The sequence below is a fragment of the Candidatus Poriferisodalis sp. genome, from assembly GCF_965205175.1.
Lineage (GTDB): Bacteria > Actinomycetota > Acidimicrobiia > Acidimicrobiales > Poriferisodalaceae > Poriferisodalis.
In genome coordinates, this window is the sequence record NZ_OZ242038.1 from 876298 (window position 1) to 890511 (window position 14214).

Annotated in this window: 12 protein-coding genes and 3 tRNA genes; 10 read left to right on the forward strand and 5 right to left on the reverse strand. The window is 67.0% G+C overall.

What is annotated here, in order from left to right:
• Positions 1-65 precede the first annotated feature (65 nt).
• The 3 genes from ACOGI4_RS03820 to ACOGI4_RS03830 form a co-directional block, all read right to left on the reverse strand.
• Positions 66-629, reverse strand: a complete 564-nt coding sequence (locus tag ACOGI4_RS03820) for a hypothetical protein (protein WP_419842611.1) — start codon at positions 627-629, stop codon at positions 66-68.
• 313 nt (positions 630-942) lie between these two features.
• Positions 943-1623: a hypothetical protein gene (locus tag ACOGI4_RS03825; protein WP_419842612.1), complete on the reverse strand. Its 681-nt coding sequence runs from the start codon at positions 1621-1623 to the stop codon at positions 943-945.
• Positions 1604-6265 carry a DEAD/DEAH box helicase family protein gene (locus ACOGI4_RS03830; protein ID WP_419842613.1) on the reverse strand — a complete coding sequence of 1554 codons (4662 nt, stop codon included), beginning with the start codon at positions 6263-6265 and terminating at the stop codon, positions 1604-1606. The genes ACOGI4_RS03825 and ACOGI4_RS03830 overlap by 20 nt, the downstream gene beginning before the upstream one ends.
• 237 nt (positions 6266-6502) lie before the next feature.
• On the opposite strand from ACOGI4_RS03830, the gene tcmP reads away from it, so the two are divergent.
• Positions 6503-7537, forward strand: a complete 1035-nt coding sequence (tcmP, locus tag ACOGI4_RS03835) for a three-Cys-motif partner protein TcmP (protein ID WP_419842614.1) — start codon at positions 6503-6505, stop codon at positions 7535-7537.
• On the opposite strand, the gene ACOGI4_RS03840 is transcribed toward tcmP, so the two are convergent.
• Positions 7534-8307, reverse strand: coding sequence for a DUF5131 family protein (locus ACOGI4_RS03840; protein ID WP_419842615.1), 774 nt, complete (start codon positions 8305-8307; stop codon positions 7534-7536). The two genes, tcmP and ACOGI4_RS03840, sit on opposite strands and share 4 nt — an antisense overlap.
• Positions 8308-8575: 268 nt before the next feature.
• Complete coding sequence (locus tag ACOGI4_RS03845; RefSeq protein ID WP_419842616.1) at positions 8576-9166, reverse strand: N-acetyltransferase family protein; 591 nt, start codon at positions 9164-9166, stop codon at positions 8576-8578.
• 156 nt (positions 9167-9322) lie between these two features.
• Here ACOGI4_RS03845 and ACOGI4_RS03850 point away from each other — a divergent pair.
• From ACOGI4_RS03850 to rplL, 9 genes are all read left to right on the forward strand, one after another.
• A tRNA-Thr gene (locus ACOGI4_RS03850) sits at positions 9323-9395 on the forward strand.
• A 77-nt stretch (positions 9396-9472) separates the two neighbouring features.
• Positions 9473-9546, forward strand: a tRNA-Met gene (locus ACOGI4_RS03855).
• A gap of 157 nt (positions 9547-9703) precedes the next feature.
• Positions 9704-9777 (forward strand) — tRNA-Trp (locus ACOGI4_RS03860).
• A gap of 130 nt (positions 9778-9907) precedes the next feature.
• Positions 9908-10210: a preprotein translocase subunit SecE gene (gene secE, locus ACOGI4_RS03865; protein ID WP_419842617.1), complete on the forward strand. Its 303-nt coding sequence runs from the start codon at positions 9908-9910 to the stop codon at positions 10208-10210.
• Positions 10211-10286: 76 nt separating this feature from the next.
• Positions 10287-11060: a transcription termination/antitermination protein NusG gene (gene nusG, locus ACOGI4_RS03870; RefSeq protein WP_419842618.1), complete on the forward strand. Its 774-nt coding sequence runs from the start codon at positions 10287-10289 to the stop codon at positions 11058-11060.
• 116 nt (positions 11061-11176) lie between these two features.
• On the forward strand, positions 11177-11629 hold the full coding sequence (gene rplK / locus ACOGI4_RS03875) for a 50S ribosomal protein L11 (protein ID WP_419842619.1): 453 nt from the start codon (positions 11177-11179) through the stop codon (positions 11627-11629).
• A gap of 70 nt (positions 11630-11699) precedes the next feature.
• Positions 11700-12386 carry a 50S ribosomal protein L1 gene (rplA, locus tag ACOGI4_RS03880; RefSeq protein WP_419842620.1) on the forward strand — a complete coding sequence of 229 codons (687 nt, stop codon included), beginning with the start codon at positions 11700-11702 and terminating at the stop codon, positions 12384-12386.
• Between the two features lie 475 nt (positions 12387-12861).
• Positions 12862-13479 carry a 50S ribosomal protein L10 gene (gene rplJ, locus ACOGI4_RS03885; RefSeq protein WP_419842621.1) on the forward strand — a complete coding sequence of 206 codons (618 nt, stop codon included), beginning with the start codon at positions 12862-12864 and terminating at the stop codon, positions 13477-13479.
• Between the two features lie 140 nt (positions 13480-13619).
• Complete coding sequence (gene rplL / locus ACOGI4_RS03890; protein ID WP_419842622.1) at positions 13620-14012, forward strand: 50S ribosomal protein L7/L12; 393 nt, start codon at positions 13620-13622, stop codon at positions 14010-14012.
• The last annotated feature ends 202 nt before the right edge of the window (positions 14013-14214 follow it).

The following is a 14214-nucleotide window of genomic DNA, read 5'->3' on the forward strand; positions in this document are numbered from 1 at the left end:
GTATGCGCCGGCCTTGGCCGCGGTCAATCGAATTTGCTCGCTCCAGCAGCCGAACGTCGCGGCTGCTACACCGCAGCGACTGGCGCGACGTCGAGTCGGTCTTCGACGCGGCCCAGACGGCCGGTGAACTCTCCGAGCTGGCCGCTGAGTTCTCCGAGCTGCTTCGTCAGCGCGTCGACGCGTGCGGTCTGCGCGTCGATGCGTGCGGTCTGCGCTGCGATGTCGCGCTTGAGCTCGGTGTGCAGCTTGTGCATCTCGGCGTCCAAGGCTGCGACCTCGCGCTTGAGTTCGGTGTGCAGCTTGTGCATCTCGGCGTCCAAGGCTGCGATCTCGCTCTTGAGCTCGGCGCGCAGGTTGTCGATCTTGTCGGTCAACTCCGTACGCATGGCGGCCATTTCGGTTCGCAGTGCGACGACTTCGCTGCGCATCTCGCCGCGTATGGCAGCGATCTCGCCGCGCATCAACGCCATCTCGCTGCGCATCGTGGCCATTTCGTCTCGCATCGACGCCATTTCGTCGCGCATCACCGCAAACTGAGCATTGACGCCGCGACCCTGCCACAGCATCCCGACTATGCCTATGCCGATGAATGCTGCCAGTGTGATCATCGCGATCTCGGCGCCGCCCATGCAAGCAACGTACAGCCCGCCGGCGCGTCTCGTCCAGCGATTATTCGGTCGGCCCGGCGGGGGCGTGGGGGGCGGGCCGGATGTTTGCGTCTGCTGCTTGCCCGCGTGCGCGGGTTGCGGGTTGTCGGGTGTTGCGGCGGGAGCTGGTCGGCGGGCCGGACGTCTGCGTCTGCTGTTTGCCCGCCCGGTTGGTCGGGGGCCGTGGCGCGGGCCGGGCGGCGGGCCAGATGTCTGCGTCTGCTGTTCGCCTGCCGCCCGGTTTGCCGGGCGGCCCAGCGCGGGCTGGTCGGCGCGGCGAATCGGCGCGGCGGGCTCAGTCGCGGTACTGGTTGTAGCCGAGGCCGCGCACGTGAGGCTCTTGGTGCAACAGCTTGCGCAGCGCGGCGATCTCGGCTTCGTCCCAGCCGAGCGCCTCACACACCGCAGCATCCCAGAACTCGCGTACCTCGCACTCCCCGTCGCGGTACTGCGGCACCACGATGTCGCGGGTCGCCTCCCAGCACGCCGCCAGCGTCGAGCAGATGCGCTGGTCGGTCAGGTCGCAGATCGGGAGGCTGTTGACGGTGGCCGGTGTGTAGTTCGGAAAATTCAGCTTGCGGCCAGGATTGCGAAGAAGGAGCAGCCGTCCGACTGTGCTGTTGAGGAACACCGCTGCGCCTTTGGCTGCGGTAGGTGTCAATCCCGTGATTGGCATCCAGCCGTGGCCGACGTAGTTGGTCTCCGACGCGACCGCCGTGAGCCGTCCGGTGCTGGTGTCTTGACCGGCGGTTACGAGCAGGTAGCCCGCCTTGTTGAGCACCGGAGATGGCCCGGGCTTGGTCCACATCCAGTGTTCGTCCGGCGTGCCTTCGATCCGTAGTTGGCCTTCAGCGCCTTTAGTTTTGAGGATCGGAAACGCATTGGCACCGTCGACGTGACTGCGGCGGTGGGAAACCGCGAGTGATGGACGGGTCAGATGACACGCGGCGCCGAACTCAGCGAAGGGTTGCAGCATCGGGTCCGCAGCGAGGCACGCCGCAGCGTCCGCCAATTCTGGCGAGCGCCATGCTGCGGCTGTCCAGTCGCCTTGTCGCACGCGCTCCGCGGGCCAGTGCGACACCTCGCCCCAACCGTCCGCCAGCACGCCCGACCCTGCCGAACCCAGCCGGTCGATGGCCTCGAACAGTGCTGCGACCTCGGAGGCGTCGGCAGGTAGCCGGTCGAGACTGATGAACCGCGCTGGCGGTGCATCTCGCAGATGCCCCCGCCAGTCTTGCGGGGGGGGGGGTCACCGCGTCTGCGCGATGCTGCCTACCAGTACCGGCCTTCCCACCGCGCGCGTCCGCACCCGGGATGTCCGCGCGTCGGCGCAGCACGACGATGCTCTCGTTGATGCTCGTGTTCTGGGAGAGGTTGATGTTGCCGGGCTGATGACAGGTCAGCACGGTGTCGAGGTCGAATCGCTGGGCGAGAACTTGACGCTTGATCCAACTCGAAGGTGCAGACAATGCAACGGTGGGTTGAATCATCACTTGTACTCCCCGAGCTGTTTCGACGCAGTGTTCAGCGAGCGCTGTGAACATCGGCTCTAGTGCTCGTTTCGAGACGAAGCCTGCGAGTCCAGCATCTGCGGCCACGAGTGCCCGTTCCAGACCGTCGACGCGTTGCCGTAGCTGCACTTGGATGCTCTCAGGGAACTTCTGACCCATCCGTTCACGTTCGGTGTAGGGCGGATTCATGATGGCGATGCGGGAGCGCATTGCGGCCTCGGCTGCGCTCCGCACGTTGGGGTCCTTCAGGCTGGCGGGCGTGTCGAGGTTCATCGACAGTGCCGTGCCTTTTGCGGCCGCGGCGAACATCTGCGCTTCGGCCGCCGGCAGCACCGCTTCTTCGGCGAGCAGTTCCAGCGTCCCCGCTGCGGTGGGCACCATCGAGTCGGCGGTGGGGCCGTAGGGCATCTGGTACAGCCCCATGCGGCGGTAGCTGACGTTGGCGTTGCCGGCGGTTAGCTGGGTGGCGGCCAGCTGCAGCGACACCGGGTTGATGTCCATGCCGGTCAGCACCTCCTCCACCGCCAGCCGCTGCAGCTCAGCCAGTTGTTCGTCGGTGGCGCCGTCGGCGGCCGCGCGTCGCTTCATCTCCGTCAGCAGCGCAGCCAGCAAGGTGCCGCTGCCGCACGCCAAATCGACCGCGCGGTGCTCCAGCCATGTCCGCGGGTCGCTCCAGTCGGCGGGCACCCGCTCCGCGTCTCCAGCAATGCGGCCTGCGCTGTCGCCCGTGCCGTCGCTGCCACCTCCGCGGCCGCGCACGATTGCGCCAGTCTCGCCAATGTTGCCGTTGCCGCTGGTGTCGGTGCTGTCGGTGCCGCCGGCGCCCCGGCCGGTGCGGCTGCACGCGTCGAGTGCCAAGCGTGCGGCGATGGTCGCTGCCGGCGGTCTCGTGAAGAACGCGCCGTCGGAGGCCTGGTTGCCCATCACCTTGTTGAACAGCGGCCCTGCGTGGTCGGCGCCCATGTCGGCGTAGGTGGCCGCAATGCGCTCGGCCTCAGCAGCGAGGTGCCGCACCGCGCGTTCGAGGCCCGCCAGCCGGCCGGTGCGCTCCGCGGCGAACACCACCTCCTGCGCCGGCTCGATCACCGGCAGAAAGTCCTGCCGGGTGATGCGCTGCCAGTTCTGCTTCAGACGCTCCACCACCCGCGGGTCGTTCTTCACCAGCGCCAGAGGCTCCACGCCGCGCAGCCAGGCGCCCGAGGCGATGCGCTGATGCAGCATGGCAGCGTTCATCATCAGCAGCGCCGCAATGGTGCAGCCGTCGGCCTGGCTCTTGCGCTTGTCCGCCGCGAGCTGGTCGAGGCCGAAGTGAGCGTCGAGCGCGGCCTGCAGTTCGTCGGTGCGCAGATGGTGGGCGGCTTCGCTCACGCTGGATTCCAGAATGTTCAAGTCGCGTTCGGTGCGGTCGCGCTGCAAGCCCGAGTTGGCCAGCAGGTTCACCGTGATCTCGGCACCCACCGCGCTGTCGACCAGGTTGAGCATCCGCTGGGCTTCTACTTCGTGGCGCTCCTGCGCACGCCGACGCTTACGTTCCGCCCGTTCGGCGCGCGTCGGCACCGGCTTGCCTGCGCCCTGGTTGACCATCTTGCGGGCCAGCTTCTTGGTCTTCTCCGCGTTCACTGCGCCGCGCGGCTCTCCCGCTTTGGGCTTGTCACGCTCCACGCTGTCTTGGCGCAGTCGCACCGTGCCGTCGGCGTCGCCGTCATGCGGCGGAATCGCTGCCACCACCAACGTCGGCGCGGCGTCCGGCGCCCACCGTTCCGGCTCAAGGCGGCTGATGCCGTGATCCGACAAGGGCGCGTCGCCTGCGGCAGCGGCTTCCACGTCGTCGAATACTGAGTCCGGCGGCCCGATGTGCTCGCCGTAGCGGATCCGTCCCGTCGAACGAGACGGCACCGCTACCAGCGAGAACACCCGCGGCGTCTCGGCGGCGGGCGGGAGGTGAATGCGCAGCAGGCCGGCCAGCTCGTTCTCGATGCGCTCGTCGTGGGCTCGCAGCGCCAGCAGAATCTGGCCGAGCTCGTTCCAGCCCTCCTCGGGCCGAGCGGTGCTGAGCCACTGTTCGGCGTCGGCGGCGGGCGGGATCAGAATCGGGCAGATCACGTAGCCGAGCGCTTTGTCGGGCGAGGTACGCATGGCGCGGCCCACCGCCTGCACCACGTCGATGGGGCTGCGGCGCGGTTCCAGGAACGCCACGGCGTTCAGGCTCGGCGAGTCCGTGCCTTCCCCGAAGATGCCGACGTTGACGATGCCGTGCGGAGCGTCGCCGGTGGCTTCTGCGAGCCGCCGCTTGGCGTTGTCGCGGGCGGTGACGTTGCTGGACGCGTCGAGGTGCTCGAGCGTGTACGGGGCCGGCGCGCGTCCGTCGAGCCGATGCGTCAGCCAGTCGCGCACCGCGTCGGTTTGCAGGTTCTCGGCTAGGTGCTTGGACTTGTTGACCGTGTTCATGAACGCGATGCACGAGTTCACCGCGACGCTGCGCTCGTCGTCGGTGCGGGTGCCGCCGGCCAGCGCCAATGCGAGCGCCAGACCGCGTACGTGATCGATGGTGGTGAGCTTGTGGCGCCCCGTCCCCGCAGCGTCACGAGCCAAGTTGGTGGCGAGGTCATAGGCGTGCTGGTCGCTCACGCCCAGCGCGATGATGCGGTAGTCGGCCAGCCAGCCGTTGGCCACCGCATCCATGTAGCTGCGCCGGTACAGCTCGACGCCGAAGGTGGTCTCGTCGTCCATCGAGCGCACGATGAACTCGCTCGGGCTGACGTATTGCGTGGACGTCGTGTGGTTGTAGATGCGGGGCGTGGCGGTCTGGTACACCCGGTAGCGCGCTGGGAACGCCGCTTGGTCGTGGCACAGCGTGAACTCGCGCAGCTTGGCGTCTGCGTCGGCGGCGGCTCTGCGCTTGCGGCGCAGCGACGCTGTGCGATGCGCTTCGTCACACACCAGCAGCTGCAGCTCCGCGCCGGCCGCGCTGATGGCTGCGGCCACGCGCCCAGCGCTCTGGTAGGTGCCGAAGATCACGTTGACGCTGCTGCCGCCGGCACCGTGGCGAATCCACGCGGCGATCTCGTCGGCGTCGGTGGTGACTTGGCCCTTGACGTCGTGGGCGCTGACGTTGCTGGTGTCCAGGGTGGGGTCGTCGTCGAGGCTGGCACGGTCTTCCCGCTTCGGGTCGTAGCCGGCTGTTGCATCCGAGCACACCGCCAGCGCCCGCATGGGCGCGGTGGCGTGGTTCAGGAACTCGCGCCGAATCTGCGCGACCAGGGCGATCGACGGGCACAGCACTACCGACAGCTCCCCCGGGTCGGTCAGCTGCTCGGTGATGCGCAGGGCGATGCGCGTCTTGCCCGTACCGCACGGCAGGACGATGCGCCCCCGAGCCTGACCGACGGGCAGACCGCCGGTGTCGGTTTCGGCGTGCTCGCGCAGCAGCCGGACGCTGGCCTCGATGGCCTCGCGCTGCATGCACGAACGGGTCTGGCGCGGCGCTGGGGTTGCTGGGGTGCCGCCGATGTCGCTGGCGCCGCCGCTGGGTGCCCGCGGCAGCGCATCCGCGGGCGACTGGGCCGCGCAGTGTTCGCACTCGGTGTCGTCGCTGGCTGCTGAGAGCGCGTTCGTCACGTCAGCTCGCAGGTTCACCAGCTTCACCGGCGCGTCGGCACTCTGGTTGTTCTGCTCGGCCGGGCCGCTGAGCTGCACGCTGCCGTTGGTGACCAGCCAACGCTCCGACCAGAAGGCACTGGAGGACGCCGAAGCGAAGCTGTCGAACTCGCTCTTGTGGATGTCGTTGCCTCTGCCCTCGGCGTCGAGCTGGCGCGACTTGCACTGCACCGCGATGTGTTCACCGTCAGAACGCCGGACGGCGACCGAGTCGATTCCGGTGTCCTGCTCGGTCGAGTGCGGAAAATGCTGCAGTCGTTCGGGCCACTGCGCCCACGGGTAGACGACCTCGACATCCCAGTCGGCCAGCCGCGGACCGATCTCCACCGTCAGCTCTTCGAGCCACGTGCCGTCGGTGTGCTGCGGCCCATGCTCATCGAGCACTGCCCGAGCCCGCCACAGCGCCCGCGCTCGCTCATCCGCTTCCGACGGCCCGCCCCGACGTGTCATGTGCCCCCCTGTCATGTGCTGGCCTGCAGCGTCAGCGCCTGCGTCGCCTCCAGCCACAGCCAATCAGTATCGCGCCCGGCGTCCTGCCCGACCCGCCGCCGTCCGCAGCAGTCACCGGCCGCTCCGAACCGGCTGAAGAGGTCGCCACGCCGACAGTAGCGATGCCGCGAGCGCGGCCCGCTTGCTGTGTCGTCGCGACTCTGGTGCAGTCGCAGCTTTCTCCTAAATTGTACGTACGTGATCATTCCGGTCGACTACTCTGTCACTGACTTCGATGTCGAGATGCACAGGGATGGCGTCGGCATGGCGGCTCGCACTTGGGGATTCTGGACCAGAGGCAAGCTCGACATCCTTCGCGCGTACTTGGATGCATTCACGACAGCCGCGCAGCGGTCCCCTGAACTCATCTATATTGATGTGTTCGCCGGTACAGCAGAAAATCGAGATCGGTTAACGCAGAAACGCATTGAAGGTTCAGCACGTATCGCGCTCTCTATCGATTCGCGGTCGTTCACCAAGCTGCGGTTCTTTGAGAGTGCTGAGAATGCCACATCGCTTCGGGATGTGCTCCAAGCAGATTTTCCGAATCGTGATTTTCTTGTGATCGCCGGGGACAGCAACGAGGAGGTGCCGAAGGCACTGCGGGCACTGGCCAAGTGGGTGCGGGCACCCACCTTCGCTTTCATCGATCCGAACGGTATGGAAGCCGAGTGGCGAGCGCTGAAAGCCCTTGCCGATTTCCGACGCAATGAGAAAACTAAGGTCGAACTTTTCTACCTCTTTTCCCCGCCGATGTTTCAGCGTCTGTTGCGGGTCGATGGTACTGACGTCCGGCCTCAAGACATAGATGCAATCGACTTGCTGTTCGGCACTCATGACTGGTACATCATCTATCAGGCTCGTCTCTCGGAAGAGATTGATCCAGCGGAAGCACGCGAGAGGTATCTCAATCTGATGCGGTGGAGAATGGAAAACGAACTCGGATACAAATGGACTCATTCGCTCGAAGTAAAGAATGAGCGTGGAAGCCCCATCTACTATCTGATCTTCGCCACTGATCACCAGGCCGGCGACAAGATCATGAGACACATCTTCACGAAGGCTGCCGAAACGTTTCCTCAGATGCGCGAGGAAGCACAGCAAATGCGGCGCGATATTGAGCGAGAAGCGACGGGTGTGGAGAAACTGTTTGATGACAGCAGCTTGCGACAGCCGCCAGAGAAAGACGAAGGAATCTACCTGCATCAACCGCCGTGGAATCCATACAGCTAAGATGCTCTAGCATTCCTGCTCGGTCTCAGCACGGCGCGTGGAGGCATGTCGTCGTGGGTGCGTCCCTCCAATAGGCGTCCTCCGGCCTTGGGGGTTCGGCCGCCCCATTGCTTGAAGAAGAATGCCGTGTCCGACCTCGCGCATTGGTCGCGCAGGTCCGCGGCCCAGTCGCCTTGGAGGCTGCGGGCACCGAGACCGCTCTCCCCGCCGGCGATGAGCCAGTCGATGCCGTCGAGATCGAGACCGGGGAGCGGCTCGATGAGCGGCTCGGCGCTGACGAACCGCACAGCGGCGGGAACGTTGCGCAAGTGGTCGATGCGAAACGCGTAAGCCGGCGTCTCGACGGTGACGCCCATCCACACATTCGATGGCCACGGAAGCGCGTCCGCAAGCTGGCTCAGTCGTTTCGAGCGCTTGGTGAGGATCTGATAGGTGTGTCGCGGTGTGTCGACCATGACCTCGAACACCTCGACGATGAACTCGGCAGGCACTTGCGGGTGGAACAGATCGCTCATCGAGTTCACGAACACCAAGCGCGGACGCCTCCAGCGCCGAGGCCGCTCGAGCACGTCATGGTGCAGCGTGAGGCCGAACCCAAGGCCACTGTGCCTCGGGTCCCCATCGTTCTGGTAGCGGGGGCTGCCCATCGCCTTGAGACGTTTCGCCAGCGTCAGCGCGTAGCAGTTGTCGCAGCCGGTCGAGACACGGTCGCACCCGGTCGTCGGGTTCCACGTGGTCTCAGTCCACTCGATGCCGCTGCGATCCGCCATCTGGGCACTCCTCGGCTGCTGAGACCTACGTTGGCGCAGCTGTGTGACACTCGGCGCGCAAGACGAACCGCGCCACAACCGACAAGCCGCATTGGATCGTGCCAACTCCAGTGATTCCTGGCGTCTCATGCCAGCGTAGGCATCACCGCGCCGACATCGTGCCAACGGGGCGGTGTGCGCCAGGACCCAAGGGCTGGCTGGAGTGGAGCAGCGGGCCCGGGCAGCAGCGCAGCGTCGATGCAGATCCGGGCAGCGTCGTTGTGGTGTCTCAGGTGGGGCGGAGGCGTTGCATGAGCGTGACGTCGAGCCAGCGGCCGAACTTGCGGCCCGCTTCGCGCTCCACGCCGACCAGCTCAAAGCCGTGTCTGGCGTGCAGCGCCACCGACGCTGCGCCGGCGTCTGCGATACGGGCGAACACGGCGTGGAAGCCGTGCTCGTCGGCCAGCGCCACCAGGTCGCCGAGCAGCACGTCGCCTATGCCGCGCCCTCGGTGCTCGTGATGCACGTAGACGGAATCCTCCACGCTCGTCGAGTACGCAGGCCGCGCGCGGTAAGGCGACAGCGACGCCCAGCCCAGCACCGCGCCAGCCGTCTGGATGCAGCTGGGCCGGGTGCCTGCGGCTGGAGCGTCGGCGGGTCGGGTGCGGTTGGCCGGCGCGTCGTCGTCAGCGGGCACGGCGACGATGCAGGGGTAGGCACCGGAGTGCTCCCGCATCCAGGCAATCTGCTCGGCCGATGAGCGAGGCACCAGGTCGAAGGTGGTCGTGCCCTGGGTCACCTCGCGGTTGTAGATCTCCGCTATGGCGTCGGCGTCGGCCGCTGTGGCCAGCCGGGTCCGCACCGCGGGCCGCGTGCCCATGGCAGTGAAGTTATCTGCGCGCCGATGCTGCGGGCCGTGCGCCTGAAGCGCCGCCTCGTTAGCTTCTCTCGAGAGGTCGGCCTCGCCGGGCTGGACCTGTCGGAAGGTCGAACCGTCGCGAGGTTGAGCCTGCCGCAGAATCCGGCGACCGAATCCGCCCCGTTAGCTCAGTAGGCAGAGCACAGCCATGGTAAGGCTGGTGTCGCCGGTTCGATTCCGGCACGGGGCTCGCGCCGCACACCAGACTCGTTCGGTGCCCAACTCGCTAGGATGACCGGTTGTGGCGCTCAGCGGGAGCGCTTCGGTGGCGGGATAGCTCAGCTGGTCAGAGCGCACGGCTCATAATCGTGAGGTCCCGGGTTCGAGCCCCGGTCCCGCTACGCAGCGTCGGGCGAGAGGCGTGGTGAGGCGCAGCGCCGCCGCCGAGTCGTTGCGGGACGCGACGCAGACCGCCGCCGGTAGCCTGTTGTGGCGGACATTCCCCACGATGGCCGCGCTGAGTGTCACCCGCGCATCGCCCACGATGCGTCGACGCTGAGGGCAGTAGCTCAATTTGGCAGAGCACCGGTCTCCAAAACCGGCGGTTGCGGGTTCGAGTCCCTCCTGCCCTGCGATTCCGCCGGCCTGAACTGCAGATCGGCACTAACTCCAGTTCGGCGCCGCCGCACACCAAACCCAATCCCGCCCGCCCGATGTCCGCCCCGCACCTGCAGTCCTGAGCCGGAGACGTTTCTGATGGCCATGAACCGACGGACACGCCGTCACCTGCAGCGTCAGGGCGAGATGGGGGCCGACGGCGCTCCTGCGGGCCGGCGCGAACGGCGCCAGGCGGCGTCGCCGGCACCTACCGCCGAACGGGCCGGGCCGACGCAGTTCGTGGGCGAGGTCCGCTCCGAGCTGAAGAAGGTGATCTGGCCGACCCGTGCGGAGATCGTCAACTACTCCATCGTCGTGTTCATCACCATCGTGATCCTGACGGCGATGATCGCCGGCTTCGACTGGGCGCTGGGCGAGGGCGTCCTGCGCCTCTTCGACGTCAACTGATCCGCATCGTGAACTGACCGACCGAACTGACCGACCGAGACGGCCAAGAGATCGACGAGCACCCGAACTGACCAACATGAGCGACCAGACCGACACCACCGCAACACCCGAAACCGACCCGATGGCCACCGCACGCCGGCTGCTGGGCGCGCACACGGCGACCACCTTGGCCGGTCCAGGCGTTGCTCCGCCCGACACTGCCGCAGCGCCGACCGCGCCGCCCGACGAGGCCGGTTCGGTCGACGTGCTCACCGAGGACGACCTCCTCGCTGTCGACGAACCTGAGCCTGAGCGGGTCTCGCCCTATGACCGGCCGGGCCGCTGGTTCGTCGTACACACGCAGTCGGGCTATGAGAAGAAGGTCAAGCAGAACCTCGAAGCCCGGATCGGCACCTTCGACATGGAGGACCGAATCCTCGAAGTCGCCATCCCGATGGAGGACGTGATCGAGTTCAAGGGCGGCCGCAAAGTCGTCGCCAAGAAGAAGGTCTTCCCGGGCTACCTGCTGGTCCGCTGCAAGCCCAACGACGAAACTCACCACATGATCCGCAGCACGCCTGGCATCACCGGCTACGCAGGACCGGGTGGCAAGCCGTCACCCCTGCGCCGACGGGAGGTGGAGTCGTTCCTGGCGGCGCCCGACGACGGACCTGAGCTGCCTCGTCGCACCAAGCCGTCGATGATCTTCGAGATCGACGAGGGCGTGCGCATCAAGGAAGGTCCGTTCTCCGACTTCCAAGGCCAAGTCATCGAGATCAACGAGGAGCAGCTGAAGGTGAAGGTGTTGGTCAACATCTTTGGCCGCGAGACCCCGGTAGAACTCGACTTTGTCCAAGTCGCCAAGATCTGAGTTCCGGCGGGCATCTGGCGCTACGACGCCCAGAGCGGCGCAGCCCAGCACCAGCCAATCCAGCACCAGCTAAGCCAGACCGAGTCATCCAGCAGCACGAAGCCAAGGAGCGCCTGATGGCCGCCAGTCCACGAAGATCAGCCGGCCGCAAGCGGGTGGCCGCGGTCGTGAAGATTCAGATCCCGGCCGGGCAGGCCTCGCCTGCACCCCCGGTCGGCACCGCGCTCGGTCCGCACGGCGTGGCCATCATGGACTTCTGCAAGGAGTACAACGCCAAGACGGAGAGCCAGCGCGGCACCGTCGTGCCGGCGGAAATCACGATCTTCGAAGACCGGACGTTCACGTTCGTGACCAAGACGCCGCCGACGTCGGTGCTGCTGCGCCAGGCCGCCGGGCTGGACAAGGCGGCCAGCCTTCCCGGACGCGAGACCGTGGCGAACATCACGGCCGCGCAGGTGGCCGAGATCGCCAGCACGAAAATGCCGGACCTCAATGCACGCGATCACGAGAGCGCGAAGCAGCAGGTGATCGGCACCGCGCGATCCATGGGAATCGACGTCGTCGGCTGAGCTGGCACGACGACACCGCACGAGCAGCCCACAGCACAGCATCGCAGAGCACAGCGCAGGAGACTCGAAGATGTCAGGGAAGAAGTACGCCGAGGCGACCCGCCGGTACGACCGGCAGCTGATGCACGAACCCGCCCAGGCCATCGACCTGGTGCGGACGCTGGCAACCGCGAAGTTCGACGAATCGGTGGATTTGTCGGTACGGCTCGGCGTGGATCCGCGCAAGGCCGATCAGATGGTGCGTGGCACCGTTGCACTGCCGTCGGGCACCGGCGGCGACGTGCGCGTCGCAGTCTTCGCGCAGGGCGACGCGGCGGCCGAGGCTTCCGAAGCGGGCGCTGACGTCGTAGGCGGCGCTGACCTGGCCGAGCGCGTCGAGGCCGGATTCACCGACTTCGACGTGGCGATTGCGACTCCCGACATGATGGGCGTGGTGGGCCGCTTGGGCAGAGTGCTCGGTCCGCGTGGCCTGATGCCGAACCCTAAGTCGGGCACGGTGACGCCTGATGTGGGCAAGGCAGTGGGCGAGTTCAAGAGCGGCAAGATCGAGTACCGCACCGACCGCTACGGCAATGTGCACTTGGCGATCGGCAAGGTGAGCTTCAGCGCAGAGGACCTGAACGCCAACTTGGGTGCGGTCATGGACGAGCTGGCGCGTGCGAAGCCGGCCAGTGCCAAGGGGCGTTACGTGCGCAAGATGGTGGTTTCCTCGACCATGGGCCCAGGCGTCCGGGTCGACCCCTCCGCGTACAACTGACCGATGCACAACGGCCGTACCTGCAGCTGACGGACCTGCGACAGGCACACCGTTCACCACCGGCGACGAGTCCGGCGCGATGCGGCTGGCGACGCTGCGGCGCTGAGCTGCCGGTTCTTGGCGGTCGGTTCCCCTCAGGCGCCGCAACGCCGGTTGGTGCCGCTAGCATCAGCCGTTCGACAATTTGCTCGCCGTAGAACTCCGGTTGGCTTCGGCCTGAAATCGGCCCCGTCTGAACAGCGTTCAACAGATCGCCCGCCTCGGGTGACCTGCTCGGGTCGAGCCTGAAGAGGCGGACGCTCCTCCTGTGCGCGACTGCGTCGGGATGCGGCGCTGTCTGGTTTTGCGGACCGGTGCCCACAGCGGTACCGGGAGCCAACCAACTGACCGATCTCAGCGACCATCGCAGCGCCCCAGCGCTGGCTTTCCGCACAGCAGAGCTGCAGCGCAGACTGCGGCACAGGAGGAGTCCACAGTGGCCACAGCAACGACGGCTGACTCACGCGCGCCGCGGGCCGACAAGGTGGCCGTGGTGGACGAGGTCCGCACGCGGTTCGCCGACGCCGAGGCCGTGCTGTTCACCGAGTACCGCGGTCTGGACGTGGCACAGATGGCCGAGTTGAGGCGCCGGCTCCTTGACGCCGACTGCGGCTACAAGATCTTCAAGAACACCTTGGTGCGCCGAGCGTTGGCGGACACTGCGCCGAACGGCACGCTGGAGCTGTTGCTGGGCCCGACGGGGCTCGCCTTCTGCGGCAAGGATCCGTCCGCTGCGGCCAAGGCGCTGCGGAGCTTCGCTGCAGAGCACGACGCGCTGGTCATCAAGGGCGGCGTGCTGGCCGGCTCGCTGCTCAGCGACGCACAGGTGCGCGAACTCGCCGACTTGCCCGCACGCGACGAGCTGATGGCCCAGATGCTGGGCGCGTTCGCAGCGCCTCTCACCGCATTGGCTTCGATGATGAACAGCCTGATCGCCGAGGTGTCCGGCCTTGTCCAGGCGCTGATCACCGAGCGCCAGCACAGCCCAGCCGCCGCCGACCCGGCCCCGAGCGCTGACGTTGCCGGCGCTGATGTTGCCGGCGAGTCCGACTGACGCCATGCGGACCCGCGCCCGACGCAGTCGCTCTCAGCGAACCCAACCCCATCCAATCCAAGCCCACCCAATCCAAGCCAACCCAATCCAAGCCAACCCAGTCTGAGCCAACCCAAGCCAGACCAACCCAGGAGCAACCCATGAGCACATCCACCGAAGAGATCCTCGACGCCATCGCCAACATGACGGTGCTCGAGCTCGTAGAGCTGAAGAAGGCGTTCGAAGAGCGCTTCGACGTCACCGCCGCCGTGGCCGCGCCGATGATGGCAGCCGCAGCTGCGGGCGGGGCAGACGGCGAGGCCGCAGCCGAAGAGGAGGCACTGGACGAAGTCACCGTCACCCTCACTGCCATCGGCGACAAGAAGGTGCAGGTCATCAAGGAGGTCCGCTCGCTGACCAGCCTGGGCCTCAAGGAAGCCAAGGACCTCGTCGAGGCGGCACCCAAAGCCGTGCTCGAGGGCGTGCCCGCCGCAGAGGCCAACAAGGCCAAGGAAGCCTTGGAGGGCGTCGGCGCCACCGTCGAGCTGTCCTGAGGCGGGTTCCCGCGCGGCTGCCTGCGGGGCCGGCCGTGGTGCCGACGCGCCCGATGGTGCCCTGAACCGGCGCTCGGCGCTGCCGCGGACCAGGAACCGGGAGCGCGGTGCGTCGGCGGTTGTGATGCTCGGCGCCAGCAGGTACCCTGCGCGGCAACGTGGCACAGGTGGCCTCCTCACTCGCGCACCCACCAGTCCCCAG